This is a genomic window from Clavibacter sp. VKM Ac-2873 (assembly GCF_015351075.1).
Taxonomy (GTDB): Bacteria; Actinomycetota; Actinomycetes; order Actinomycetales; family Microbacteriaceae; genus Clavibacter.
Genome location: NZ_JADKRS010000001.1, coordinates 737,295 through 758,613 on the forward strand (window position 1 = coordinate 737,295; position 21,319 = coordinate 758,613).

25 protein-coding genes are annotated in these 21,319 nt (G+C 72.6%); 9 read left to right on the plus strand and 16 right to left on the minus strand.

From position 1 onward, the window contains the following. Positions 1–23: 23 nt before the first annotated feature. From ITJ44_RS03380 to ITJ44_RS03390, 3 genes are read left to right on the plus strand one after another with little or no spacing between them, the layout of a single operon-like run. Positions 24–1,370 carry a magnesium transporter MgtE N-terminal domain-containing protein gene (locus tag ITJ44_RS03380; RefSeq protein ID WP_045527244.1) on the plus strand — a complete coding sequence of 449 codons (1,347 nt, stop codon included), beginning with the start codon at positions 24–26 and terminating at the stop codon, positions 1,368–1,370. After that, the gene (locus ITJ44_RS03385; RefSeq protein WP_194633344.1) at positions 1,354–1,911 is read left to right on the plus strand and encodes a DUF1003 domain-containing protein; all 558 of its coding nucleotides are present in this window, start codon (positions 1,354–1,356) and stop codon (positions 1,909–1,911) included. Before ITJ44_RS03380 ends, ITJ44_RS03385 begins: the two co-directional genes overlap by 17 nt. Then, positions 1,901–3,076, plus strand: coding sequence for an Mrp/NBP35 family ATP-binding protein (locus ITJ44_RS03390; RefSeq protein ID WP_194633345.1), 1,176 nt, complete (start codon positions 1,901–1,903; stop codon positions 3,074–3,076). Before ITJ44_RS03385 ends, ITJ44_RS03390 begins: the two co-directional genes overlap by 11 nt. 99 nt (positions 3,077–3,175) lie before the next feature. Here the strand turns inward: ITJ44_RS03390 and ITJ44_RS15990 are convergent, their stop codons facing one another. Next, positions 3,176–3,298: a hypothetical protein gene (locus ITJ44_RS15990; protein ID WP_255524360.1), complete on the minus strand. Its 123-nt coding sequence runs from the start codon at positions 3,296–3,298 to the stop codon at positions 3,176–3,178. Between the two features lie 129 nt (positions 3,299–3,427). On the opposite strand from ITJ44_RS15990, the gene ITJ44_RS03400 reads away from it, so the two are divergent. Further along, on the plus strand, positions 3,428–4,345 hold the full coding sequence (locus ITJ44_RS03400) for a LysR family transcriptional regulator (RefSeq protein ID WP_194633347.1): 918 nt from the start codon (positions 3,428–3,430) through the stop codon (positions 4,343–4,345). A 24-nt stretch (positions 4,346–4,369) separates the two neighbouring features. On the opposite strand, the gene ITJ44_RS03405 is transcribed toward ITJ44_RS03400, so the two are convergent. Next, positions 4,370–4,744: a Sec-independent protein translocase TatB gene (locus tag ITJ44_RS03405; protein WP_194633348.1), complete on the minus strand. Its 375-nt coding sequence runs from the start codon at positions 4,742–4,744 to the stop codon at positions 4,370–4,372. 150 nt (positions 4,745–4,894) lie between these two features. Between ITJ44_RS03405 and ITJ44_RS03410 the strand changes: the two genes are divergently transcribed. Continuing rightward, positions 4,895–5,527, plus strand: coding sequence for an O-methyltransferase (locus ITJ44_RS03410; RefSeq protein WP_086513678.1), 633 nt, complete (start codon positions 4,895–4,897; stop codon positions 5,525–5,527). A gap of 82 nt (positions 5,528–5,609) precedes the next feature. On the opposite strand, the gene ITJ44_RS03415 is transcribed toward ITJ44_RS03410, so the two are convergent. The 3 genes from ITJ44_RS03415 to dapE all read right to left on the minus strand — a co-directional run bounded on the left by ITJ44_RS03415 (position 5,610) and on the right by dapE (position 8,296). After that, positions 5,610–5,783: a DUF3117 domain-containing protein gene (locus ITJ44_RS03415; RefSeq protein WP_012037866.1), complete on the minus strand. Its 174-nt coding sequence runs from the start codon at positions 5,781–5,783 to the stop codon at positions 5,610–5,612. Positions 5,784–5,915: 132 nt separating this feature from the next. Then, complete coding sequence (locus ITJ44_RS03420; RefSeq protein WP_370551611.1) at positions 5,916–7,052, minus strand: hypothetical protein; 1,137 nt, start codon at positions 7,050–7,052, stop codon at positions 5,916–5,918. A gap of 146 nt (positions 7,053–7,198) precedes the next feature. After that, a complete protein-coding gene (gene dapE, locus ITJ44_RS03425) occupies positions 7,199–8,296 on the minus strand; it encodes a succinyl-diaminopimelate desuccinylase (protein WP_194633349.1) in 1,098 nt (365 codons plus the stop codon). Between the two features lie 80 nt (positions 8,297–8,376). Here dapE and dapD point away from each other — a divergent pair, with 80 nt between their 5' ends. Continuing rightward, positions 8,377–9,363 (plus strand): 2,3,4,5-tetrahydropyridine-2,6-dicarboxylate N-succinyltransferase, encoded by a 987-nt coding sequence (gene dapD / locus ITJ44_RS03430; protein ID WP_194633350.1) that lies wholly within the window; start codon positions 8,377–8,379, stop codon positions 9,361–9,363. A gap of 57 nt (positions 9,364–9,420) precedes the next feature. Here the strand turns inward: dapD and ITJ44_RS03435 are convergent, their stop codons facing one another. Together ITJ44_RS03435 and ITJ44_RS03440 are read right to left on the minus strand one after the other, a co-directional pair. Further along, a complete protein-coding gene (locus tag ITJ44_RS03435) occupies positions 9,421–10,257 on the minus strand; it encodes a PP2C family serine/threonine-protein phosphatase (RefSeq protein ID WP_194633351.1) in 837 nt (278 codons plus the stop codon). After that, positions 10,254–11,327: an FHA domain-containing protein gene (locus ITJ44_RS03440; protein WP_194633352.1), complete on the minus strand. Its 1,074-nt coding sequence runs from the start codon at positions 11,325–11,327 to the stop codon at positions 10,254–10,256. Before ITJ44_RS03440 ends, ITJ44_RS03435 begins: the two co-directional genes overlap by 4 nt. Positions 11,328–11,557: 230 nt before the next feature. Here ITJ44_RS03440 and ITJ44_RS03445 point away from each other — a divergent pair, with 230 nt between their 5' ends. The 3 genes from ITJ44_RS03445 to ITJ44_RS03455 all read left to right on the plus strand — a co-directional run bounded on the left by ITJ44_RS03445 (position 11,558) and on the right by ITJ44_RS03455 (position 13,360). After that, a complete protein-coding gene (locus tag ITJ44_RS03445; protein WP_194633353.1) occupies positions 11,558–12,037 on the plus strand; it encodes an Lrp/AsnC family transcriptional regulator in 480 nt (159 codons plus the stop codon). Between the two features lie 106 nt (positions 12,038–12,143). Next, entirely contained in the window at positions 12,144–12,770 is a 627-nt protein-coding gene (locus ITJ44_RS03450; RefSeq protein WP_194633354.1) for a methylated-DNA--[protein]-cysteine S-methyltransferase, read from the plus strand. Then, positions 12,767–13,360 carry a DNA-3-methyladenine glycosylase I gene (locus tag ITJ44_RS03455; RefSeq protein ID WP_194633355.1) on the plus strand — a complete coding sequence of 198 codons (594 nt, stop codon included), beginning with the start codon at positions 12,767–12,769 and terminating at the stop codon, positions 13,358–13,360. Before ITJ44_RS03450 ends, ITJ44_RS03455 begins: the two co-directional genes overlap by 4 nt. A gap of 25 nt (positions 13,361–13,385) precedes the next feature. Here ITJ44_RS03455 and yaaA read toward each other — a convergent pair whose 3' ends face one another. The 9 genes from yaaA to atpB form a co-directional block, all read right to left on the minus strand. Continuing rightward, the gene (gene yaaA / locus ITJ44_RS03460) at positions 13,386–14,141 is read right to left on the minus strand and encodes a peroxide stress protein YaaA (RefSeq protein WP_194633356.1); all 756 of its coding nucleotides are present in this window, start codon (positions 14,139–14,141) and stop codon (positions 13,386–13,388) included. A 134-nt stretch (positions 14,142–14,275) separates the two neighbouring features. Continuing rightward, positions 14,276–14,545 (minus strand): F0F1 ATP synthase subunit epsilon, encoded by a 270-nt coding sequence (locus tag ITJ44_RS03465; protein ID WP_012037856.1) that lies wholly within the window; start codon positions 14,543–14,545, stop codon positions 14,276–14,278. Between the two features lies 1 nt (position 14,546). Then, positions 14,547–16,007, minus strand: coding sequence for a F0F1 ATP synthase subunit beta (atpD, locus tag ITJ44_RS03470; protein WP_194633357.1), 1,461 nt, complete (start codon positions 16,005–16,007; stop codon positions 14,547–14,549). A 35-nt stretch (positions 16,008–16,042) separates the two neighbouring features. Then, positions 16,043–16,942, minus strand: a complete 900-nt coding sequence (locus ITJ44_RS03475; RefSeq protein ID WP_104236113.1) for a F0F1 ATP synthase subunit gamma — start codon at positions 16,940–16,942, stop codon at positions 16,043–16,045. A 49-nt stretch (positions 16,943–16,991) separates the two neighbouring features. Then, positions 16,992–18,629 (minus strand): F0F1 ATP synthase subunit alpha, encoded by a 1,638-nt coding sequence (gene atpA, locus ITJ44_RS03480; RefSeq protein WP_194633358.1) that lies wholly within the window; start codon positions 18,627–18,629, stop codon positions 16,992–16,994. A 55-nt stretch (positions 18,630–18,684) separates the two neighbouring features. Beyond that, positions 18,685–19,476 carry a F0F1 ATP synthase subunit delta gene (locus tag ITJ44_RS03485; protein WP_194633359.1) on the minus strand — a complete coding sequence of 264 codons (792 nt, stop codon included), beginning with the start codon at positions 19,474–19,476 and terminating at the stop codon, positions 18,685–18,687. Further along, positions 19,476–20,045 carry a F0F1 ATP synthase subunit B gene (locus tag ITJ44_RS03490; protein WP_194633360.1) on the minus strand — a complete coding sequence of 190 codons (570 nt, stop codon included), beginning with the start codon at positions 20,043–20,045 and terminating at the stop codon, positions 19,476–19,478. The genes ITJ44_RS03485 and ITJ44_RS03490 overlap by 1 nt, the downstream gene beginning before the upstream one ends. Before the next feature lie 11 nt (positions 20,046–20,056). Then, the gene (locus tag ITJ44_RS03495; protein ID WP_194633361.1) at positions 20,057–20,287 is read right to left on the minus strand and encodes an ATP synthase F0 subunit C; all 231 of its coding nucleotides are present in this window, start codon (positions 20,285–20,287) and stop codon (positions 20,057–20,059) included. Positions 20,288–20,333: 46 nt separating this feature from the next. Further along, positions 20,334–21,158: a F0F1 ATP synthase subunit A gene (atpB, locus tag ITJ44_RS03500; RefSeq protein ID WP_370551640.1), complete on the minus strand. Its 825-nt coding sequence runs from the start codon at positions 21,156–21,158 to the stop codon at positions 20,334–20,336. Positions 21,159–21,319 lie beyond the last annotated feature (161 nt).

The window sequence follows — 21,319 nt, forward strand, 5'->3', positions numbered from 1 at the left end:
GGGCGAGCGACTAGATTGACTCTGTGAGCGCCTCCCGAGTCTTCGTCGCCCGGCTCGCCGGGTGCAGCGTGTTCGACCCCGCAGGAGACCGCGTCGGACGCGTCCGCGACGTGCTCGTCGTCTACCGCAAGGACGATCCGCCGCGCGTCGTCGGCCTCATCGTCGAGATCCCCGGCAAGCGCCGCGTGTTCCTCTCCATCGGCCGCGTCACGAGCATCGGCTCGGGGCAGATCATCACCACGGGCCTCATCAACCTGCGCCGGTTCGAGCAGCGCGGCGGCGAGGTGCGCGTCATCGCCGAGATCCTCGGGCGTCGCGTCAGCATGCGCGACGGATCCGGCACCGCCGTCATCGAGGACGTCGCCATCGAGGAGTCCGGCCAGGCGGAGTGGGAGGTCTCGCAGCTCTTCTGCCGCCGTCCCCGCACGAGCCCCTCCCCCTTCGCGAAGGGCGCCACCATCTTCGCCACGTGGGAGGAGGTGGCGGAGCTCCAGGACGACGGCGTCGCCCAGTCCGCGTCGCAGTTCCTCGCCGCGTACTCCGACCTGCTGCCCGCCGACCTCGCCAACACCCTCCTCGACCTGCCCCAGGCGCGTCGCCTCGAGGTCGCGGAGGAGCTTCCGGACGCGCGGCTCGCCGACGTGCTCGAGGAGATGCCCGAGGCCGAGCAGGTCGAGATCATGGCCACGCTCGACGACGACCGCGCGGCCGACGTGCTCGACCAGATGCAGCCGGACGACGCGGCCGACCTCATCGCGCAGCTGTCGGACGAGCGCGGCGAGACCCTCCTCGAGCTCATGCAGCCGGAGGAGGCGGACGACGTCCGCATGCTCCTCAGCTACGCGCCCGACACCGCGGGCGGCCTCATGACCACGGATCCCGTCATCGTCTCGGGCGACGCCACCGTCGCCGAGGGCCTCGCGCTCATCCGCCGGCACGAGCTCGCGCCCACGCTCGGCGCCGCCGTCTGCGTCACGCTCCCGCCGTACGAGCCGCCCACGGGCCGCTTCCTCGGCATGGTGCACTTCCAGCGGATGCTGCGCTACCCGCCGCACGAGCGCCTCGGCACGCTGCTCGACCAGGGCCTCGAACCGGTGCGCGCGGACACGAGCGCGGCCGAGGTGTCCCGCATCATGGCGAGCTACAACCTCGTCTCCGTGCCCGTGGTGGACGAGAACCACCGCCTGGTCGGCGTCGTCACCATCGACGACGTGCTCGACCACCTGCTCCCGGACGACTGGCGCAGCGCCGACGCGGAGCGCGAGACCCGCAAGCGCGCGACCGCCCGCTTCCACGGCACGGCCACCGCCGCCATCCCCACCGCAGGACCCGTACGAGGACGGAGGATCCCCCGTGGCACGGCAGAGTAACCGCGACGTCCGCCTGGACGCGCCCAAGGGCCTGCGCGCGAGCGTCCTCCCGATGCGCAACCGCGCGAGCCGCGACCGGTTCGGCCGCTTCACCGAGTCCATCGCCCGCGGCATGGGCACGCCGTGGTTCCTCGTGGGCCTCACGCTCTTCTGCGTCGCGTGGATCGGCTACAACACCTACGGGCCCGAGGGCGCGCGCTTCGACTCGGCGGCGCTCGGCTTCACGGCGCTCACGCTGATCCTGTCGCTGCAGGCCTCGTACGCCGCGCCGCTCATCCTGCTCGCGCAGAACCGCCAGGACGACCGCGACCGGGTGCAGATCGAGCAGGACCGGCAGCGTGCCGAGCGCAACGTGGCCGACGTCGAGTACCTCGCCCGCGAGGTCGTGTCGCTCCGCCTGCAGATGAAGGACGTCGCCTCGAAGGACTTCATCCGCGCCGAGCTCCGCCAGCTCCTCGAGGAGCTCGACCGCCGCGACGACCCCGACGCGGACGACGCCGAGGGCGCAGGCGCCGGTACCCGCAGGACGCATGGCCGCTGAGTCCGCGGGCCTCGGGCCGCTGACGGAGGACGACGTCCGACGGGCGCTCGCGCGCGTGGTGGATCCCGAGATCCGCCGCCCGATCACGGAGCTCGACATGGTCTCCGACGTCCGGATCGCCGACGCCGGCGTGGCGCACGTGGACATCGCGCTGACCATCGTCGGCTGCCCGGCCGCGACCTCCATCGAGCGCGACGTGCGGGAGGCCGTCGAGTCCGTCCCCGGGGTCGCGCGGCTCGAGCTCACGGTCGGCGTGATGAGCCCCGAGCGGCGCCGCGCGCTCACCGAACGGCTCCGCGGTCCCGCGGCGCAGCGGGGCATCCCCTTCGGACCGGACAGCCTCACGCGCGTGTACGCCGTCACGAGCGGCAAGGGCGGCGTCGGCAAGAGCACGCTCACGGCCAACCTGGCGGTCGCTCTCGCGGCGAAGGGCCTCGCGGTGGGCCTCGTCGACGCGGACGTGCACGGCTTCTCGATCCCGGGGATCCTCGGGCTCGTCGACGCGCACGGACGCACGGCCCAGCCCACGCGCGTCGGCGACATGATCCTGCCGCCCGTCGCGCACGGCGTGAAGGTGATCTCCATCGGCATGTTCCTGGATCCGGACGCCACCGGGGGCACGGCGGTCTCCTGGCGCGGGCCGATGCTGCACCGGACGATCCAGCAGTTCCTCACGGACGTCTTCTTCGGCGACCTCGACGTGCTGCTGCTCGACCTGCCGCCCGGCACGGGCGACGTGGCCATCACCGTCGGGCAGCTCCTCCCCCACGCCGAGGTGCTCGTCGTCACCACGCCGCAGCCGGCCGCCGCCGACGTCGCCGAGCGCAGCGGACTCGTCGCGCGGCAGACGGGCCAGCGCGTGGCAGGCGTGGTCGAGAACATGGCCGGGTTCGTCCAGCCGGACGGATCCGTGCTCGAGCTCTTCGGCGCGGGCGGCGGCGCGGAGGTCGCGCGCCGGCTGTCCAGCGGGCAGGACGCGCCCGTGCCGCTGCTCGCGAGCGTGCCCCTCAGCCTCGCGCTCCGCGAGGGCGGCGACACGGGGGCGCCGCTCGTGCTGGCCGCGCCGGAGGATCCGGCCGCCGTGCAGATCCTGCGCGTCGCGGACCACCTGTCCACGCGCGGCCGGGGCCTCGCTGGGCGGCGACTGGGGCTCTCCGTCTCCTAGGCGCGACAGCATCCCGGGGACGGACGACGACCCCGTGACGCACGAGGAGGACGGCAGCCCGCGGGCCGCCGTCCTCCTCGTGCGTGGTGCGCGTGCTGCCTACACGTGGCTGCGGTGCGTGCGCGTCGGCATGGCGCGGTAGCCGTCACGCGCGGTGACGACGACGGTGCCGGCGATGGCGGAGACGGAGAGGGCGGCGACGGCGATGAGGAAGACGGTCATGGTGGTGCTCCTGCGGGAAGGCGGATGGCGGATGGCGGATGGCGACGCATTCCGCCGCACCTCCATGGGAACATCGCCGACCGTTCAGGACAAGCTCATTGTCCTTGCCTGGCTGTGTAGCCTGCCTACATGGACATCCGACGCCTCGAGCTCCTCCGCGAGCTGGCCGACCGCGGCAGCGTGGGCGCCGTCGCGCGCGCCGCCGGCCGCACCCCGTCGGCCGTCTCCCAGCAGCTCAAGGTGCTCCAGCGCGAGGCGGGCGTGCCGCTCACCGAGCGTTCCGGGCGCGGCGTCGTGCTGACCGACGCGGGCCGTGCCCTCGCCCGGACGGCGACCGACATCGCCGTCGCCGTCGCCCGCGCGGAGGCCCTCTGGGAGGACTTCCGGCACCAGCCGTCGGGAGAGGTCACGCTCGCCACGTTCCCCACCGCCGCCCGGATGCTGCTGCCCGGCCTGCTCGACCGGGTGGCCGCGATCCCGGACCTCACGCTGCGGGCGAGCGACCGGGATCCGGCCTCGCGCGCCTTCGCCGACCTCACCGCGGACTTCGACGTCGTCATCGCCCACTCCCTCGCGGGCGCGGGCACCTGGCGCGGGCTCGGACTCGTGATCGTGCCGCTCATGGTGGAGCCGCTGGACGTCGCGATGCCGTCGGACCACCGCCTCGCCGGTCGGGCGTCGGTCAGCCCCGCCGACCTCAGCGGCGAACCGTGGATCGGGGTGCCGCAGGGCCTGCCGTTCGACCGGATCCTCCTCGACATCGAGCAGGCCGTGGGCGCACCGGCGCGCGTGGTGCAGCGCCTCAGCGACACGCGCATCACGGAGGCGCTCGTCGCCTCCGGGCACGGCATCGCGCTGCTGCCGCGCTACACGGCCGACGGGCACGACGGCGTCGTGGTCAAGCGCCTGTCAGGCGTCGCGTCGAAGCGGCACCTGCACGTGCTCCTGCGCCCGGATCGCGCGGAGCGGCCGTCGGTGCGGGCCGTCGTCGACGCGCTCCGCGAGGAGGCGAAGGCGGTGGACGCGCGGTTCAGCGGGAACGGCTGAGGAGGTGCGATCGGGCGACGCGCGTCAGGTGGCCTCGGCGTCGAAGGGCGCGGGCTGGGCGGATGCGGCCGCCGCCTCGCGCTCCAGCCGTTGCCGGCGGGCGATCGTGGTCTCGACGGGGACGCGCGGCTTCGTCACGACCGGCTCGTCGTCGAACAGCGCCTCCTTGATGATGCGGCGCGGGTCGTACTGGCGCGGGTCGAGCTTCTTCCAGTCGACCTCGTCGAACTCCGGACCCAGCTCGTCGCGCATGCGCTCCCGCGCACCGGTGGCCATGCGTCGCGCGGCCTTCACCAGGTCCGCGAGCTTCTGGGTGTACCCCGGCAGCCGCTCGGGGCCGAGCAGGAACACGGCGATGATGCCGATGAGCATCAGCTTCTCGAACGTCAGGCCGAACATGATCACAGGCTAGTCGGTCGATCCGCGATCTCCGCCCGCCCGCAGCATCCGGTCAGCGGACGGGGCGCATCGGATCCCCACCGGACACCGCCCGGTCGGGCGCCCGCCGCCGGGCCGATACCCTGGGGACCCGGAAGAGGGAGGTGCCGCGTGTCCGACCAGGAGACCGGGTGGAAGTTCGCCGAGGACGTCGTCGTCGAGGACGAGCACATCGCGCTGGCGCGCCAGCACTCCCGCGAGCTGGGCATCGAGGCCGTCTCCCCCGCCGTCGGCGCGCAGCTGTCGCTCCTCGCCGCGGCCACGCGCGCCACCAGCGTCATCGAGATCGGCACGGGCGCGGGCGTCTCGGGCCTGTGCATCTTCCGCGGCGCGCCGCGCGCGGTGCTCACGAGCATCGACGTCGAGTTCGACCACCAGCAGGCCGCGCGCGAGATCCTCGCGGACGCCGAGGTGCCCGCCAACCGCGTGCGCCTCATCACGGGACGCGCGCTCGACGTGCTGCCCCGCATGAGCGACGCGAGCTACGACCTCGTGCTGGTCGACGCGGATGCGGCCCAGGTCATCGAGTACGTCGAGCACGGCCTGCGCCTCGCGCGCACGGGTGGGCTGGTGCTCGTGCCGCACGCCCTCTGGCGTGGCCGCGTGCAGAACCCGGCGGCGCGGGATGCGCAGACGGCCGCGTTCCGGACGCTCGTGCAGGAGACGGCGGGCTCGGGCGCGGTGGTCGCGTCGCTCTCGCCCGCGGGCGACGGCCTGCTGCAGATCGCCAAGACCGGGCGCTGAGCCGTCCGGGCCGCAGCCCGGACACAGCATCGCCCGCCCCGTCGACGACGGGGCGGGCGATGTCGCGTGATGCGCGTTCCGACTAGCTCGCGCTGGTGACCGCGGCGAGGGCGTCGTGAAGCTCCTTCGCTTCGGCGTCGTTGACGGAGACGACCAGACGGCCGCCACCCTCCAAGGGCACGCGCACGATGATGAGCCTGCCCTCCTTCACGGCCTCCATCGGTCCGTCGCCGGTCCTGGGCTTCATGGCTGCCATTCGGCTCCCCTTTCGTGGATGTGCCTCCATTATCCCGCATGGATACGCCCCCCGATGAACGCGCGGCTCCGTGCTACGCCCCGGGCGCCCCCGTCCGGGCGCTGCGGGGGCGCGGACGACCGGCTCCCCGCGTCACGGCGGCGTCCAGTCGGCGGGCGTCATCCGCCAGAGCCCGTCGATCCACAGCCACTGCCCCGCGACCAGGAGCAGCATCAGCGCGACCCGGTAGACCCGCGAACGCGGCAGCGCCAGGGCCCCCGCGAGCGGCAGCATCGGCAGGAGCAGGCGGAACAGGCTGGACTGCGGGAAGAACACCGCGAAGAGGTACAGGCCGTACGCCGCGATCCAGATCCGGAGGTCCGGGCCGAGCGCCCGGACGGCGGGGAGCAGGAGCATGCCCGCGAACCCCGCCACCACGAGGAGCACGGCCAGCACGCCCGGCACCCCGCCGATCCAGAACCGGGCGCCGTCGAACCACCCCTCGAACGGCACGAGCGGGCGGTAGCCCGTGTAGCCCGCCCGCCAGGAGAGCTCCGTGTCCGTGTAGGCGGTGAGGGAGCCCGTGCGCGCGGCGGCGATCAGGGGCCAGGCCAGGGCGGCGCCGCCGGCGGCGAGCACGGCGACGAGGACGCCCGCCCTCTCTGGCCCCGGGAACGGGTCCCGGCGCGCGGTGGCGAGCCGGTGGATCCCGTGCAGCACGAGCGCGAGCGCCACGGCGACGCCGAGCGGTCGGGTGAACGCGAGCAGCACGGCGACGATCGCGAGCGCGCCGTAGCGGCGGTCGACGAGGAGCAGCAGGGCCGTGAGGAGCAGGAGCGTCGCGAGGGACTCCGCGTAGCCGACCTGGAACAGCGGGGAGAGCGGCGCGACGCACGCGATGACGACGGCCGTCATGGCCGCGGACGGCGGCAGCACGCGGCACAGCAGGCGGTGCAGCACGAGGACGGCGCCTGCGCCCGCGATGACGGAGACGCCGACGGCGGCGACCTCGAACGACGCGCCCGTGACGACCTCCGCCGCGCGGATGACGGCCGGGTACACCGGCATGAACGCCCAGGCGTTCTGCTGCACGTGGCCCGCCGCGTCCACCGGCAGCACGGACGGGTAGCCGCGCTGGAGGATCGTGCGGTACCAGCCGGTGTCCCAGAAGGTCGCGTACTGCAGGAGCGACGGCAAGGCGGGGCCCCAGGGCGAGGCGATCTGGGTGCGCGCGGCGAGGAGCATGAGCGCCGTGGTCAGGAGGCGGCTCACCGCGTAGACCGCCAGCACGCGGATCCACCACGGGCCCCGCGACCACCACGGTGCGCTCTGCCCCGACGTCGGGGACGCCGACGCGCGCGGTGCGGCGTCGGCGCCCGGTCCGTGCGCGACGGACGGCGGTGCGGCCTCGTCCGAGGGCGGGCGCGAGGACGGCGTCAGCGCGCCGTCAGCCACGCCCGCAGCCCGCGCTCGCACGAGGTGATCTGGTCGACGTCGACGCGCTCGTCGTCGTGGTGGGCGAGGAGCGGATCCCCCGGGCCGTAGTTCACGGCGGGGATGCCCAGCGCGCTGAATCGGGCGACGTCGGTCCAGCCGTACTTGGGGCGCGCCTCCCCGCCCACCGCCGCGAGGAAGGGCTGCGCGATCTCGGCGTCGAGGCCGGGGCGCGCGCCCTCCGCGAGGTCGACGACCGTCACCTCGAATCCGGGGAACAGGCTCGTGACGTGCTCCACGGCCTCGGCGCCGGACCGGCTGGGGGCGAAGCGGTAGTTGACGTGGACCATGGCCTCGTCGGGGATGACGTTGCCCGCGATGCCGCCGGAGACCCCGACGGCGTTGAGGCCCTCGCGGTAGACGAGGCCGTCGACCTCCACCTCGCGCGCCTCGTACGCGGCGAGGGTGTCGAGCACGGGGGCGATGCGGTGGATGGCGTTCTCGCCCACCCAGGAGCGGGCCGAGTGCGAGCGCTTCCCGAAGGCCCGGACCTCGACGCGCAGGTTGCCGTTGCAGCCGCCCTCGATCTCGGCCCGCGTCGGCTCGCCGAGGATCGCGAAGTCGCCCTCGAGCAGCTCCGGGCGGGTGCGGGCGAGGCGGCCGAGCCCGTTGAGGCTGTCGGAGACCTCCTCGTGGTCGTACCAGATCCAGGTGATGTCGTACGCGGGATCGACGAGCTCGGCGGCCAGCACGAGCTGCACGGCGACGCCCGCCTTCATGTCGACCGTGCCGCGGCCCCAGAGGTACTCGACGCCGTCCTCGTGCTCGGTGCGCGTCGGCAGGTTGCGGTTGAGGGGCACGGTGTCGATGTGGCCGGCGATGACCACGCGGCGGTCGCGGCCGAGGTCCGTGCGGGCGACGATCGCGTCGCCGTCGCGCTCCAGCTCGAGGTGCGCGCAGCCGGCGAGCGCCCGCTCGATGGCGTCCGCGAGGGTGCCCTCGTCGCCGGAGACCGACTCGATGTCGCAGATGGCGCGGGTGACCTCCACGCTCCCCGCGGCGAGGTCGAGCTCGGGCACGGGAGGCGTGTCGGTCGGCATGCGGAACATCCTAGGTCGGCGCCGGGGCGCGGTCCTGGGGAGGACCCGGGACGGCCGTCGGCGATCGGTACGCTGGCCGCATGGCCTCCCCCGCTTCGCCTCCGTCCACCGCGCCCGTCACCGGATCCGCCTGGGGCTACGGGCTCGCGACCGTCGCCTCCGACGGCACCGTGCTCGACACCTGGTTCCCCGCCCCCGAGCTCGGATCCCTGCCGGCCGGCCGCGACCGCTGGATCGCGCCGGCCTGGATCGAGGAGCTCGCGGTGGCCGACCCGCGCCGTGGCGTGACGGTCGACATCGTGACGGTCGAGATCGACCTGCAGGCGCCTCCCGCGACGACCCCCGACGCGTACCTGCGGCTGCACCTGCTCAGCCACCTGCTCGTGGCGCCGAACACGATCTCCCTCGAGGGGATCTTCGCGCAGCTCCCCATCGTCGTCTGGACCAACGCGGGGCCCGTGCACCCCGACGACTTCGACCGGCTGCGTCCGTCGCTCCAGCGGGCCGGCATCGCCGCGCACGGCGTGGACAAGTTCCCGCGCCTGCTCGACTACGTCACGCCCGACCGCGTGCGCATCGCCGACGCCTCGCGCGTGCGGCTCGGCGCCCACCTCGCGCCCGGCACGACGGTCATGCACGAGGGCTTCGTCAACTTCAACGCCGGCACGCTCGGCTCCTCGATGGTCGAGGGCCGGATCACGCAGGGCGTCGTCGTCGGCGACGGCTCGGACGTGGGCGGCGGCGCGTCCATCATGGGCACGCTCTCGGGCGGCGGCACGCAGCGCGTCGAGATCGGCGCGCGGGCGCTCCTCGGCGCGAACTCGGGCGTGGGCATCTCCATCGGCGACGACAGCGTCGTCGAGGCTGGCCTCTACGTGACGGCCGGCACCAAGGTGCGGCTCGCGGGCGAGGCGCCCCGCGCGGACGGGACCGTGCCGCAGGTGAAGGCCGTCGAGCTGTCCGGCCGGCCCGGGATCCTGTTCCGCCGCAACTCGCTCACGGGCGCCGTCGAGGCGGTGCCGCGGCAGGGCGGCGGGTCGATCCTCAACGACGCGCTGCACGCGTAGCGCGGGCCGCGCAGTCCGCTCCGTCCGCTCCGGAGGCGCCGGCGGGCGCCGTCCCGGTCAGCGGCGGAGGCCGAACCGACGCGGGGTCTCCGATGCGGCGGCGGGCGGATCGATCCGCAGCACGTCGACCACGATCGCCGTCACGTTGTCGCGCCCGCCGTTCTCCAGCGCGTGCACCACGAGGTCGCGCACGGCGGTGGCCGCGTCGTCGGCGCGCAGCATGTGCCCGCGGATCTCGGCGTCGGACAGCTCCTTCGTCAGCCCGTCGGAGCAGACCAGCAGCCGCAGGCGCGCGGTCACGGGCAGCAGCCAGTAGTCCGCCTCGGCGGCGTCGCCGACGCCGACGGCGCGCGTGATGATGTTGCCGTCCGGGTGCCGGTCGGCCTGCGCGCGCGTGATGCGGCCCGCGTCCACCATCTCCTGCACGACGGAGTGGTCGACGGTGACCTGCTCGAGCACGTCGCCGCGGAGCTGGTAGACGCGCGAGTCGCCGACGTTGAAGACCGCCCAGTACGGGCGGTCGGACACCAGGGTGAGGCACGCGCCCGTGACGGTCGTGCCCGCGTGGAGCTCGAGGTCGCCCGTCTCCTCCCGGATGTCGTCGACGGCCAGGTCGAGGGCCGGCTCCAGGCCCTCGGGATCCGCGAACCCGGACTCGGCGCGCTCCCGCTCCTCGGCGAGGCGGCGGATGACGGCGTCGCTGGCCACGTCGCCCGCGGCGTGCCCCCCCATGCCGTCCGCGACGGCGAAGTACGGGACGGCCGCCAGCACGCTGTCCTCGTTGTGGTCGCGGCGGAGGCCGCGGTCCGTCATGGACGCCCAGCCGAGCACGAGCGTCCGGCCGTCGGGCAGGGCGAGGGAGGTCTCCGGGACGTCCGCTCCGATGGCGGTCATCGGGCGGACAGGATCTCGAGGACGACGCCGTCGCCGATGTCGATGCGCGTGCCGGGCACGACCACGAGCGACTCCCCGGGTCGGAGCACGAGGCGCTCGGCCCCGGGCGCGAGCACGGCGGTGCCGTTCGTGGAGTCGAGGTCGCTGACCACGACGACGCCCGATTCCTGCCGGAGCCCGAGGTGCGTGCCGGAGATCTCGCCGAGCGGGGACGGCACGGCCACGAGCCGCGGCGCGAGGCCCCGGACGACACGCGGCGGCCGGGGTCGGCGCCCGACGATGGCGGGGGCGTCGAGCGGGATACGCTCGGGGGCGTCCGCGTCCACGTGCGGCGTGCCGTCGCGCAGGACGCGGAACGCGTGGACGACGCGCGGGGCGGCATCGTCCTCGACCGCGGACGGCATGGCCGGCATGGCGACGGTGGGCACGCCGGCCGAACCGGCGCGGGCGGCGTCGGCTCCGCGCGGATCCGCCGGCGTCGGCGCATGACGGGGACCGTCGTCCTCGCCCTGCGGGGCCCCCGCGCCGTCCGGCCCGTCGAGGACGGTGGCGACGAGTGCCGGGTCCACGGGCGCCGCGTGGTCGAGGCGCCATCCCACGGCGTCGGCGGCGACGACGCCCGCCCGGAGCGGAAGGCCGTCCGCCGGCGTCGCGGCCGTGTCGTGGCCGGCGTCGGCGCGCCCGGCCCGGTACGCCCGCACCCGGTCGAGGGTGGCGAGGTAGAAGGGCTGGGCCTGCCGCGCGTCGACCCGGCGGGGATCCCCGACCCCGTCGACGTCGGCGTCCACGACGGCATCGCCCCGCAGCACGACTTGGAGGCGGGCGCCCCGCGTCCCGGTGGCCTCGTGCACGATCACGGCGAAGGACGCGACCTCGTCGGGGCCCCGCAGCGGCAGGGCGCCGACGAGCGCCTCCGCCGTGACGGCCGGATCCGCGACCGCGCGCCAGAGGTCCTCCACGACCCGCCTGGGCGCGCCCGCGGGCAGGAGGACGACGGCGTGGGGCGTCACGACCGCGATGCCGGCCGATCCCGGGCCGGCGGGGGAGGAACGGTGGGAGCCCTCGCTCACGTCATCGGCTCCATCGAGGGTCGGCGCCCGGTCGGGCGGTCGGCGCCGGGCCTCGGGCGGCCGGACGCGCTGACGGCGATCCTATCGCGCGGGCGCGCCCGGGCCGAGGGGTGCGCGGTCCGTCGGACAGCGGGCCCGCCGCGGGTCGTGGAGGGGCATCCGGACCGTCGGGGTGGACGGTCGCCGCGGATCCGGTTGCCCGGTCCCCGCCGGACTGCCATGCTCGGACGATGAGCACGCCGCAGCGCCCCTCCGCCCGCGGGCTCCCCGTCGACGCGATCTCCCGCTCCATCGTGGACCAGCTGCGGGAGGACGGGCGCCGGTCGTACGCCGAGATCGGCAAGGCGGTGGGCCTCAGCGAGGCCGCCGTCCGGCAGCGCGTGCAGAAGCTCACCGACGCCGGCGTGATCCGCATCGTCGCGCTCACCGACCCTCAGCAGCTGGGGCTCACCCGGCAGGCGATGATCGGCGTCACCGTGAGCGGGGACGTGCGCGTGGTCGCGGACGCCCTCGCGGCCATCCCCGCGGTCGACTACGTGGTGATGACGGCGGGCACGTTCGACCTCCTCGCGGAGGTGGTCTGCGAGGACGACGAGGAGCTCGTGGAGCTGCTCAACGCGCGGATCCGCGCACTGGACGGCGTCGTGAGCACGGAGACGTTCGTGTACCTCAAGGTCCACACCCAGGACGGGCACGGGCGCTCCCGGTGACGGCGGCGCGCTCCTCCGCCTCCTCCCCCGGCCGCGCCCCGCACGGGCCCTCCCCTGACCGGGACGCCGCAGGGCCGCTCCCCACGACCCGTCGTACCTTCGCCGCATGATCCCCGTCTCCGCTCCCGCTCCCGCTGCCGCTCTCGCGCGTCGACCCGCTCACCCGTCCCCGCATCGGCGCCCCGGATCCCCTGGGCCCGAGGCCCATCCGACGCGTCCGCTCCCGCCCGCCCCGGGCCTCCTGCCCGCCGGCGCCGCGCTCCTGCGGATGGCGTCCCCCGTCGGCCGCCTGGAGCTCGTGGCCGAGGGCGACCGGGTCGTCTCCCTCTCGATCGCGACCGCGGGCGCCCTGCCACTCGACCACCTGGACGACCGTCCGAGCCCCGTGCTCGCCGAGGCCGCACGGCAGCTGGACGAGCACTTCGCCGGTCGCCGCACGTCGTTCGACGTCCCGGTGCGGCTCACGGGGACGCCGTTCCAGGTCGCGGTCTGGGAGGCGCTCAGCCGCGTGCCCCACGGCGGCGTCACCACGTACGGCACCCTCGCGCACGCGGCGGGTCGTCCGGGTGGAGCGCGCGCGGTCGGCGGCGCCGTCGGGGCGAACCGGCTCTGCATCCTCATCCCCTGCCATCGCGTGCTCGGCTCCGACGGGCGGGTCACGGGCTTCAGCGCGGGCGACGGGGTCGCCACCAAGGTCCGCCTGCTCGCGCTCGAGGGCTCGGTGCTGTCGTGACGCGGCCCTCCCTCGTGCGCGGCGAGGACGGCCTCGCGCGCTGCGCCTGGTCCGCGGCCGACCCGGAGTACCGCAGGTACCACGACGAGGAGTGGGGCCGCCCGCTGCACGGCGACCGTCCGCTGTTCGAGAAGCTGTGCCTCGAGGGGTTCCAGGCGGGGCTGTCCTGGATCACCATCCTCCGCAAGCGCCCGCGCTTCCGCGAGGTCTTCCACGGCTTCGACGTCGACGCCGTCGCCGCCATGGACGAGGACGACGTCGAGCGGCTCATGGGCGACGCCGGCATCATCCGCAACCGCGCCAAGATCCTGGCGGCCGCCGGCAACGCGCGCGCCGTGCGGGCCCTCCTGGACGAGCACGGGGAGGGAGCGCTCGACCGCCTGGTCTGGGCGCACGCCTCGGATCCCCGGGTCCGCCCCCGGCCGACCACGGCCGACGAGATCCCCGCCGTCACGCCGGAGTCCACCGCGCTCAGCCGGGAGCTGAAGGCGCGCGGCCTCCGCTTCGTGGGCCCCACCACCGTGTACGCGCTCATGCAGTCATCGGGGCTCGTCGACGACCACGTCGTCGGCTGCCATCGGGCCGCCTGACCCGCCGTCGGCGCCTGCGCCTGCGTCAGTGCGGTGCGGCGACCAGGACGAGCTCGCCGGCGCCTCCGCGCGTCAACTCGATGCCCGCGTCGTCGGCCCAGTCCAGGAGCTCCTCCACGGATCCGAGGTCGCGCCCGGCGAGGATCAGCGCCCGCACGAGCTCGCCCTTCGCCTTCTTGTTGAAGTGGTTGAGCGCGCGCACGGTGCCGTCGGCGCCGCGGGCGACCACGCGCACCACGGCGGAGTCCGCGTGGCCCGGTCGCGGCCCGAGGGCCGCGTACCCCTCGGAACGCAGGTCGAGGACGAGGCCGGGGATCCCCTCGAGCACCCGGCGCACCGAGGAGGCCCAGTGCGCCTTCATCTTCAGGCCCGGCAGGCGGCTGTCGTGCGAGAGCCGGTAGGCGGGGATCGGGTCGGTCGCCCGGACGGGTCCGAGGAGCGCGGAGTGCACGGCGACGTGACGACCGGCGAACGCGATCTGCGCCGCGTCCAGGGAGTCGGCGCCGATCGGGTCGTAGAGCACGCCCGTGTAGCGGCGGAGCGCCGGCATGGTCGGCGAGGACTCGAGCAGGCGGTTCCGCTCCACCTCGGCCGACTGGCGCGGACCGAGCTTGAGGGCGCGTGCGGCGGCGTCGGGATCCCGGGCGAGGTCCGCGACGGCCCGCACGACCGTGCGGCGTTCCCCCGTCAGCTCCGGGAACGCGAGGAGGCCGAGATCGAGACGCGATCCCTCCGTCCCGCCGTCGCGCTTCGTCTCGGACGGGGGCAGCAGGACGAGCACGGGACCTCCGGGATCGGGTGACCGGGAAAGGACAGGACGGGGGCCGGACAGGACGGACGAGCGCAAGCGCGCAGGCGGACGCACGACGGCGGACGGCCCCCGAAGGGACCGCCCGCCGTCGGACCGACGTGATGCTACGCGACCAGTGCGGCCTTGCGCGCGACCACGGTGACGTTGTCGTTCTCCACCGAGAGGAAGCCCTCGTCGGCATCGGCCGTGATCACGGCGCCGCCGTCCTGCGTGATGCGGACGTTGCCGGTCGCGAGGATCGCCAGCAGGGGCTCGTGACCGGCCAGGATGCCGATCTCGCCCTCGCTGGTGCGCGCGACGACCATGGAGGCCTGGCCGGACCAGACCTGCTGGTCGGCCGAGACCACGGTCACCGTGAGATCAGCGCGGGCCATGTCAGCCGTTCTCCTTCTGGATCTCGGACCAGCGGCGCTCGACGTCGTCGAGGTCGCCGACGTTGAAGAACGCCTGCTCGGCGACGTGGTCGTAGTCGCCGTCGGCGATCTTCGAGAACGACTCGATGGTGTTCTTCAGCGGGACGGTCGAGCCCTCGACACCCGTGAACTTCTTCGCCATGTACGTGTTCTGCGAGAGGAACTGCTGGATGCGGCGGGCACGCGACACCGTGACCTTGTCCTCCTCGGAGAGCTCGTCGACGCCGAGGATCGCGATGATCTCCTGCAGCTCCTTGTTCTTCTGCAGGATCGCCTTGACGCGGGTGGCCGTGTCGTAGTGCGCCTGGCCCAGGTACCGCGGGTCGAGGATGCGGCTGGTGGACGTCAGCGGGTCGACGGCCGGGTAGAGACCGCGCGACGCGATCTCGCGGCTGAGCTCCGTGGTCGCGTCGAGGTGCGCGAACGTGGTGGCCGGTGCCGGGTCGGTGTAGTCGTCCGCGGGGACGTAGATGGCCTGCAGCGACGTGATGCTGTGGCCGCGGGTCGACGTGATGCGCTCCTGGAGCACGCCCATCTCGTCCGCGAGGTTCGGCTGGTAGCCCACCGCGGACGGCATGCGGCCGAGCAGCGTCGAGACCTCGGAGCCGGCCTGCGTGAAGCGGAAGATGTTGTCGATGAAGAGCAGCACGTCCTGGTTCTTCACGTCGCGGAAGTACTCCGCCATCGTGAGCGCGGACAGGGCCACGCGCAGACGCGTTCCCGGCGGCTCGTCCATCTGGCCGAAGACCAACGCGGTCTTGTCGAAGACGCCGGCCTCCTCCATCTCCATGATGAGGTCGTTGCCCTCGCGGGTGCGCTCGCCGACGCCGGCGAACACGGACACGCCGCCGTGGTCCTGCGCGACGCGCTGGATCATCTCCTGGATGAGGACGGTCTTGCCGACGCCCGCGCCGCCGAACAGGCCGATCTTGCCGCCCTGCACGTACGGGGTGAGGAGGTCGATGACCTTGATGCCGGTCTCGAACAGCTGCGTCTTGGACTCGAGCTGGTCGAACATCGGGGGCTTGCGGTGGATGGGCCAGCGCTCGGTGATCTCGATCGGCTCGCCACCCTCGTTGTTGAGGATGTCGCCGGTGACGTTGAAGACCTTGCCCTTGGTGATGTCGCCGACGGGCACCGAGATGGCGGCGCCCGTGTCGCGCACCTCCTGGCCGCGGACGAGGCCGTCCGTGGGCTTGAGGGCGATGGCGCGCACGACGTCGTCGCCGAGGTGCAGCGCGATCTCGAGCGTGATCTCCGTCGACTCCTCGCCGATGGTGATCGTGGTCTTGAGGGCGTTGTAGACCGGGGGGATCGAGTCGTGCGGGAACTCGATGTCCACGACCGGGCCGGTGACGCGGACGATGCGTCCGACGCCGGCCACGCTGTCGCTGGCGACCGGCCGAGTGGCGGTGTCAGTCATTGATGTCTCTCTTCTTCATTCGTGGAGCAGGAGTGTTACTTGCTGGAGGCGAGCGCGTCCGCGCCGCCGACGATCTCGGAGATCTGCTGCGTGATCTCGGTCTGGCGCGCGTTGTTCCGCAGCCGCGTGTAGGTGGTCACGAGCTTGTCGGCGTTGTCGCTCGCCGACTTCATGGCCTTCTGACGCGCGGCGTGCTCGGACGCCGCCGACTGGAGCATCGCGTTGAAGATGCGGCTCTCGATGTAGACGGGCAGCAGCGCGTCGAGCACGTCTCCCACCTCGGGCTCGAACTCGTAGAGCGGCAGGACGGCGCCCTCGCCGGGTGCCTCCACCCCCTCGACGACCTCGAGCGGCAGCAGCCGGACGACCTCGGGCTTCTGCGTCGCGATCGACACGAAGCGGTTGAAGACGATGTGGATCTCGTCCACCCCGCCCTCGGACGCCGGCGTGACGAACTTCTCCACGAGCGCGTCGCCGATCGACTTCGCCGTCTCGAACTCGGGCTTCTCGGTGCTGCCGGTCCAGATGCGCTCCGAGTCCCGCTTGCGGAACTTGAAGTACCCGACGGCCTTGCGGCCCACCAGGTAGTAGACGATCTCCTTGCCCTGCGAGCGGAGGAGCTCGGCCAGCTGCTCCGACTCCTTCAGGACACTGGAGCTGAACGCGCCGGCGAGGCCGCGGTCGGAGGCGAAGATGACGATCGCCGCCCGCTCCACCTTCTCGGGCTCGGTCGTGAGGATGTGGTCGACGTTGGAGAACGTCGCCACCGCCGAGACCGCGCGCGTGACGGCGCGGGAGTACGGCGCGGATGCCGCCATCCGCTGCTGCGCCTTCTGGATGCGCGACGCGGAGATCAGCTCCATCGCGCGGGTGATCTTCTTCGTCGTCTGCGCGGACTTGATCTTCTGCGTGTAGACCCGGAGTTGCGCTCCCATGAGTCTCCCTATCGGTCTCGGTCGGTGGCGGATCGGTGGGGCGAGCGCGTCAGCGCTTGCCCTTGACGATCTGCTCCTGGTTGACGTCCTCGGCCTTGGCGGGCTCGAACTTCTCAGTGCCCACGGAGGCGAGCTGCTTGCCCTCGCCCGTCTGGAACTCGAGCTTGAACGCGTCCACGGCCTTGTCCATCGCGTCGACGATGTCGTCGGTGAGGACGTTCTTCTCCTTGAGCTGCGACAGCACCTCGGTGTTGCGGTGGAGGTGGTCGAGCAGCTCCCGCTCGAAGCGGAGGATGTCCTCGACGGGCACCTCGTCGAGCTTGCCCTTCGTGCCCGCCCAGATCGAGACGACCTGCTCCTCGATGGGGAACGGCGAGTACTGGGGCTGCTTGAGCAGCTCGGTGAGGCGCGCGCCGCGGGCGAGCTGGCGACGGCTGGCCGCGTCGAGGTCGGACGCGAAGATCGCGAACGCCTCGAGCGAGCGGTACTGCGCGAGCTCGAGCTTGAGCGTGCCGGAGACCTTCTTGATGCTCTTCACCTGGGCGTCGCCGCCGACGCGGGACACCGAGATGCCGACGTCCACCGCGGGACGCTGGTTCGCGTTGAACAGGTCCGACTGGAGGAAGATCTGGCCGTCGGTGATCGAGATCACGTTGGTGGGGATGTACGCCGAGACGTCGTTCGCCTTCGTCTCGATGATGGGCAGGCCCGTCATCGATCCGGCGCCCAGCTCGTCCGAGAGCTTGGCGCAGCGCTCGAGCAGGCGGGAGTGCAGGTAGAACACGTCACCGGGGTACGCCTCGCGTCCCGGCGGACGGCGCAGGAGCAGCGAGACGGCGCGGTAGGCCTCGGCCTGCTTGGACAGGTCGTCGAAGATGATGAGGACGTGCTTGCCGCCGTACATCCAGTGCTGGCCGATGGCCGAGCCCGTGTAGGGCGCGAGGTACTTGAAGCCGGCGGGGTCGGACGCGGGGGACGCGACGATGGTCGTGTACTCCATGGCGCCGGCCTCCTCGAGGGCGCCCTTCACCGAGGCGATGGTGGAGCCCTTCTGGCCGATGGCGACGTAGATGCAGCGCACCTGCTTGTTCGTGTCGCCGGACTCCCAGTTGGCCTTCTGGTTGATGATCGTGTCGATCGCGATGGCCGTCTTGCCGGTCTGGCGGTCGCCGATGATGAGCTGGCGCTGGCCGCGGCCGATCGGGATCATGGCGTCGATGGCCTTGATGCCGGTCTGCATGGGCTCGTGCACGCTCTTGCGCTGCATGACGCCGGGCGCCTGGAGCTCGAGGGCGCGGCGGCCCTCCGTCGCGATCTCGCCCTGGCCGTCGATGGGGTTGCCCAGCGGGTCCACGACGCGGCCGAGGTAGCCGTCGCCGACGGGGACGGAGAGCACCTCGCCGGTGCGGCGCACCTCCATGCCCTCCTCGATGCCGGCGAACTCGCCGAGCACGATGACGCCGATCTCGCTCTCCTCGAGGTTCTGGGCGAGGCCCAGGGTCCCGTCGGCGAACGTGATGAGCTCGTTGGCCATGACGCCGGGCAGGCCCTGCACGTGGGCGATTCCGTCGCCCGCGTCGAGCACGTAGCCGACCTCGGTGGTCGAGGCCTTGCCGGGCTCGTAGGACTGCACGAAGTCCTTGAGCGCGTCCCGGATCTCGTCGGGGCTGATCGAAAGTTCTGCCATCTTCTTTCCCTTTGCATTCACGAGAGCGGACGGCTCCCGAGGTGACGCCCGCCGGTCAGGCGAACTGGAGTCTCAAATCGTTGATCCTGGTGGCGACGCTGCCGTCGATGACGTCGTCGCCGATCTGGACGCGGAGGCCGCCGACGAGGTCGCGGTCCACGACCTGGTTCAGCTCGATCCGCCGGGAGTATCGACGGCTCAGTGCCTGCGCGAGCCGCTCCGACTGCTCGGGCGACAGGGGCGATGCGACGCTGACCGTGGCGATGGTCAGTCCCGCCTGGTCGGCCACGAGGCTGGCCGCGTGACGGACGAGCTCCCCGATGCGGCGGCCGCGGGGCTGCTGCACGAGCTGCTCGACGATCACGACCGTCTGCTCCGACGCCCGGCCGTCGAGGAGACGGTGGACGAGCGTCGACTTGGCCTCGGGGTCGCCCAGCTTGTCGCCGAACGCCAGCTCGAGGCCGTCGGCGGTGGACACGGCGCGGCCGAACGTGAACAGCTCGGACTCGATGGGCGTGCCCTCGGGCGCCGAGATCGCCACGGCACGGATGCCGAGCTCCTCGATGCCCGCCAGCAGCTCGTCGTGCGACGACCAGCGGCCGTCGACGACCGCGCGGATGACGCGGAGCGCCGGCTCCTGCACGGTGGCGCCGAAGACCCGGTCCACGATGCTGTGCTTGACCTCCGGCGCGATGCCGGTGTCCGCCAGCGCGGAGAGCAGGTGCGTGGATCCGCCGATGGCACGGCCGGCTCCGAGGAGCTGACCTGCCGTCGACAGGTCGACGCCCCCGAGCTCCGCGAGGACGCGGCGTGCGGAGTCGAGCGATGCGCGCGATGCACTGCCCATCAGCTGGCGGATCCCGTCCTGCCGGAGGCCTCGCTGGCCTCCAGGTCGGCGAGGAAGCGGTCGACGAGCGCGGTGGAGCGCTGGTCGTCCGTGAGGCTCTGGCCGATGACGCCCGACGCGAGGTCGATCGCGAGCGACCCGACCTCGGAGCGGAGCGAGACGACCGCCTGCTGGCGCTCCGCCTCGATCTGCTGCTGCGCGCTCGCGGTGATCCGGGCGGCGTCGGCCGTGGCCTGCTCCTTGATCTCCGCGGCGATCGCCGTGGCGTCGGCGCGGGCCTGCTCGCGGATGCGGCCGGCCTCGACGCGTGCCTCGGCGAGCTGCGCGGTGAGCTCGGCCTTCGCGGCGTCGGCTTCCGCCTGCGCGCGCTCGGCCTTCTCGATGCCGCCGGCGATGGCCTCGGTGCGTGCATCGAGCATCGTGTAGACCCGCGGGAGCACGAGCTTCCACACGACGACGAGGAGGACGACGAACACCAGCGCCGACCAGACGATGTCGTAGATCTCGGGGATGAGGATCTGAGGCATCTTCTCGCCTTCGGCCGCCATCACGTTGTGGGGCGTGAGCATCTAGGTGTCCTTTACTGGAAGATGTAGAACGTCGCGATGCCGATGAGCGCGAGCGCCTCGGTGAACGCGATGCCCAGGAACATCGTGGTGCGGAGGCTGCCGGCCATCTCGGGCTGGCGGGCCATGGCCTCGACGGTCTTGCCCGCGACGATGCCGACGCCGATGCCGGGGCCGACCGCCGCGAGGCCGTAGCCGACGGTCGCGATGTTGCCGTTGATCTCGGCGAGAATGATGGGGTCCACTGGGGTTTCCTTCCGGTTGGGTGATCTCGTTGGTCGACGAGATCGCTTAGTGCTCCTCCGCCACGGCCATCTGGATGTAGACGGCGGTGAGGAGGGCGAAGATGTAGGCCTGCAGCACGGTCACCAGCAGCTCGAAGAGCGTGAAGCCGAAGCCGAGCACGAGCGTCCCGGCGCCCAGGAAGCGCAGCGCGCCCTGGGACTCGACGAGGAAGAACCACGTCGCCGAGAAGCAGAGGACCAGGAGGAGGTGGCCGACGACCATGTTCATCAGCAGTCGGAGGGTCAGCGCGACCGGCCGGATGATGAACGTCGAGAGGAACTCGATCGGGGTCAGCAGGATGTAGATGGGCCACGGGGCGCCGGGCGGGAACAGCGTGTTCTTGAAGAACCCGATTCCGCGGTCCTTGATGCCGGCGTAGATGAAGGTGATGTACGCGACGAGCGCGAGCACCAACGGCATGCCGATGACCGAGGTGCCGGCGATGTTGAGGAAGGGGATCACGCCCGTGAGGTTCATCCCGAGGACGAGGAAGAAGATCGTCATGATGATCGGCAGGAAGCGCCGGCCGTCCTTCTTGCCGAGGATGTCCTCCGCGATGTTGACGCGGACGAAGTCGACGCCCATCTCCAGGAGGTTCTGTCCGCGGCCGGGGACCAGCGCGAGCCGGCGGGTGCCGACGATGAACAGCACGACGAGGACCGCCATGACCAGCAGCCGGATGATCATGATCCGGTTGAGGTCGAAGCCCGTGCCCTCGAAGAAGGCGATCGGCGGGAAGAACTCCGAGATGTCGGGAGCGTGGAACCCCTCACCCGAGTCTTCAGCGGCGAGGGTGATGATGCTGGGTGCAGCGGTGGCTAACAGCGCTATCTCCTGTTTCGGGGCGTGGAGCGCGAGCTCTCGCGGCGACGAACGGATGGGGTGAGAAGACGCCGGCGTGAGGTGGATCTGGGCACGGCCCGACGGGAATCGTCTCGAGAGAGACTATCAACAATGAGGGTGCCCTGACTAATCGCGTCCGACAGGGGACG

Bases quoted from the DNA above. Each gene is read 5' to 3' on its own strand.
- ITJ44_RS03390 (WP_194633345.1), top strand. From the start codon at position 1,901: ATGGCCGCTGAGTCCGCGGGCCTCGGGCCGCTGACGGAGGACGACGTC.
- ITJ44_RS15990 (WP_255524360.1), bottom strand. From the start codon at position 3,298: ATGACCGTCTTCCTCATCGCCGTCGCCGCCCTCTCCGTCTCCGCCATC.
- ITJ44_RS03490 (WP_194633360.1), bottom strand. From the start codon at position 20,045: ATGCTCACGCCCCACAACGTGATGGCGGCCGAAGGCGAGAAGATGCCT.
- ITJ44_RS03475 (WP_104236113.1), bottom strand. From the start codon at position 16,942: ATGGGAGCGCAACTCCGGGTCTACACGCAGAAGATCAAGTCCGCGCAG.
- ITJ44_RS03400 (WP_194633347.1), top strand. From the start codon at position 3,428: ATGGACATCCGACGCCTCGAGCTCCTCCGCGAGCTGGCCGACCGCGGC.
- ITJ44_RS03435 (WP_194633351.1), bottom strand. From the start codon at position 10,257: ATGACCGCCATCGGAGCGGACGTCCCGGAGACCTCCCTCGCCCTGCCC.
- ITJ44_RS03415 (WP_012037866.1), bottom strand. From the start codon at position 5,783: ATGGCAGCCATGAAGCCCAGGACCGGCGACGGACCGATGGAGGCCGTG.
- ITJ44_RS03445 (WP_194633353.1), top strand. From the start codon at position 11,558: ATGAGCACGCCGCAGCGCCCCTCCGCCCGCGGGCTCCCCGTCGACGCG.
- ITJ44_RS03485 (WP_194633359.1), bottom strand. From the start codon at position 19,476: ATGGGCAGTGCATCGCGCGCATCGCTCGACTCCGCACGCCGCGTCCTC.
- dapE (WP_194633349.1), bottom strand. From the start codon at position 8,296: ATGCCGACCGACACGCCTCCCGTGCCCGAGCTCGACCTCGCCGCGGGG.
- atpA (WP_194633358.1), bottom strand. From the start codon at position 18,629: ATGGCAGAACTTTCGATCAGCCCCGACGAGATCCGGGACGCGCTCAAG.
- atpD (WP_194633357.1), bottom strand. From the start codon at position 16,007: ATGACTGACACCGCCACTCGGCCGGTCGCCAGCGACAGCGTGGCCGGC.
- ITJ44_RS03450 (WP_194633354.1), top strand. From the start codon at position 12,144: ATGATCCCCGTCTCCGCTCCCGCTCCCGCTGCCGCTCTCGCGCGTCGA.
- ITJ44_RS03405 (WP_194633348.1), bottom strand. From the start codon at position 4,744: ATGTTCGGCCTGACGTTCGAGAAGCTGATGCTCATCGGCATCATCGCC.
- ITJ44_RS03465 (WP_012037856.1), bottom strand. From the start codon at position 14,545: ATGGCCCGCGCTGATCTCACGGTGACCGTGGTCTCGGCCGACCAGCAG.
- dapD (WP_194633350.1), top strand. From the start codon at position 8,377: ATGGCCTCCCCCGCTTCGCCTCCGTCCACCGCGCCCGTCACCGGATCC.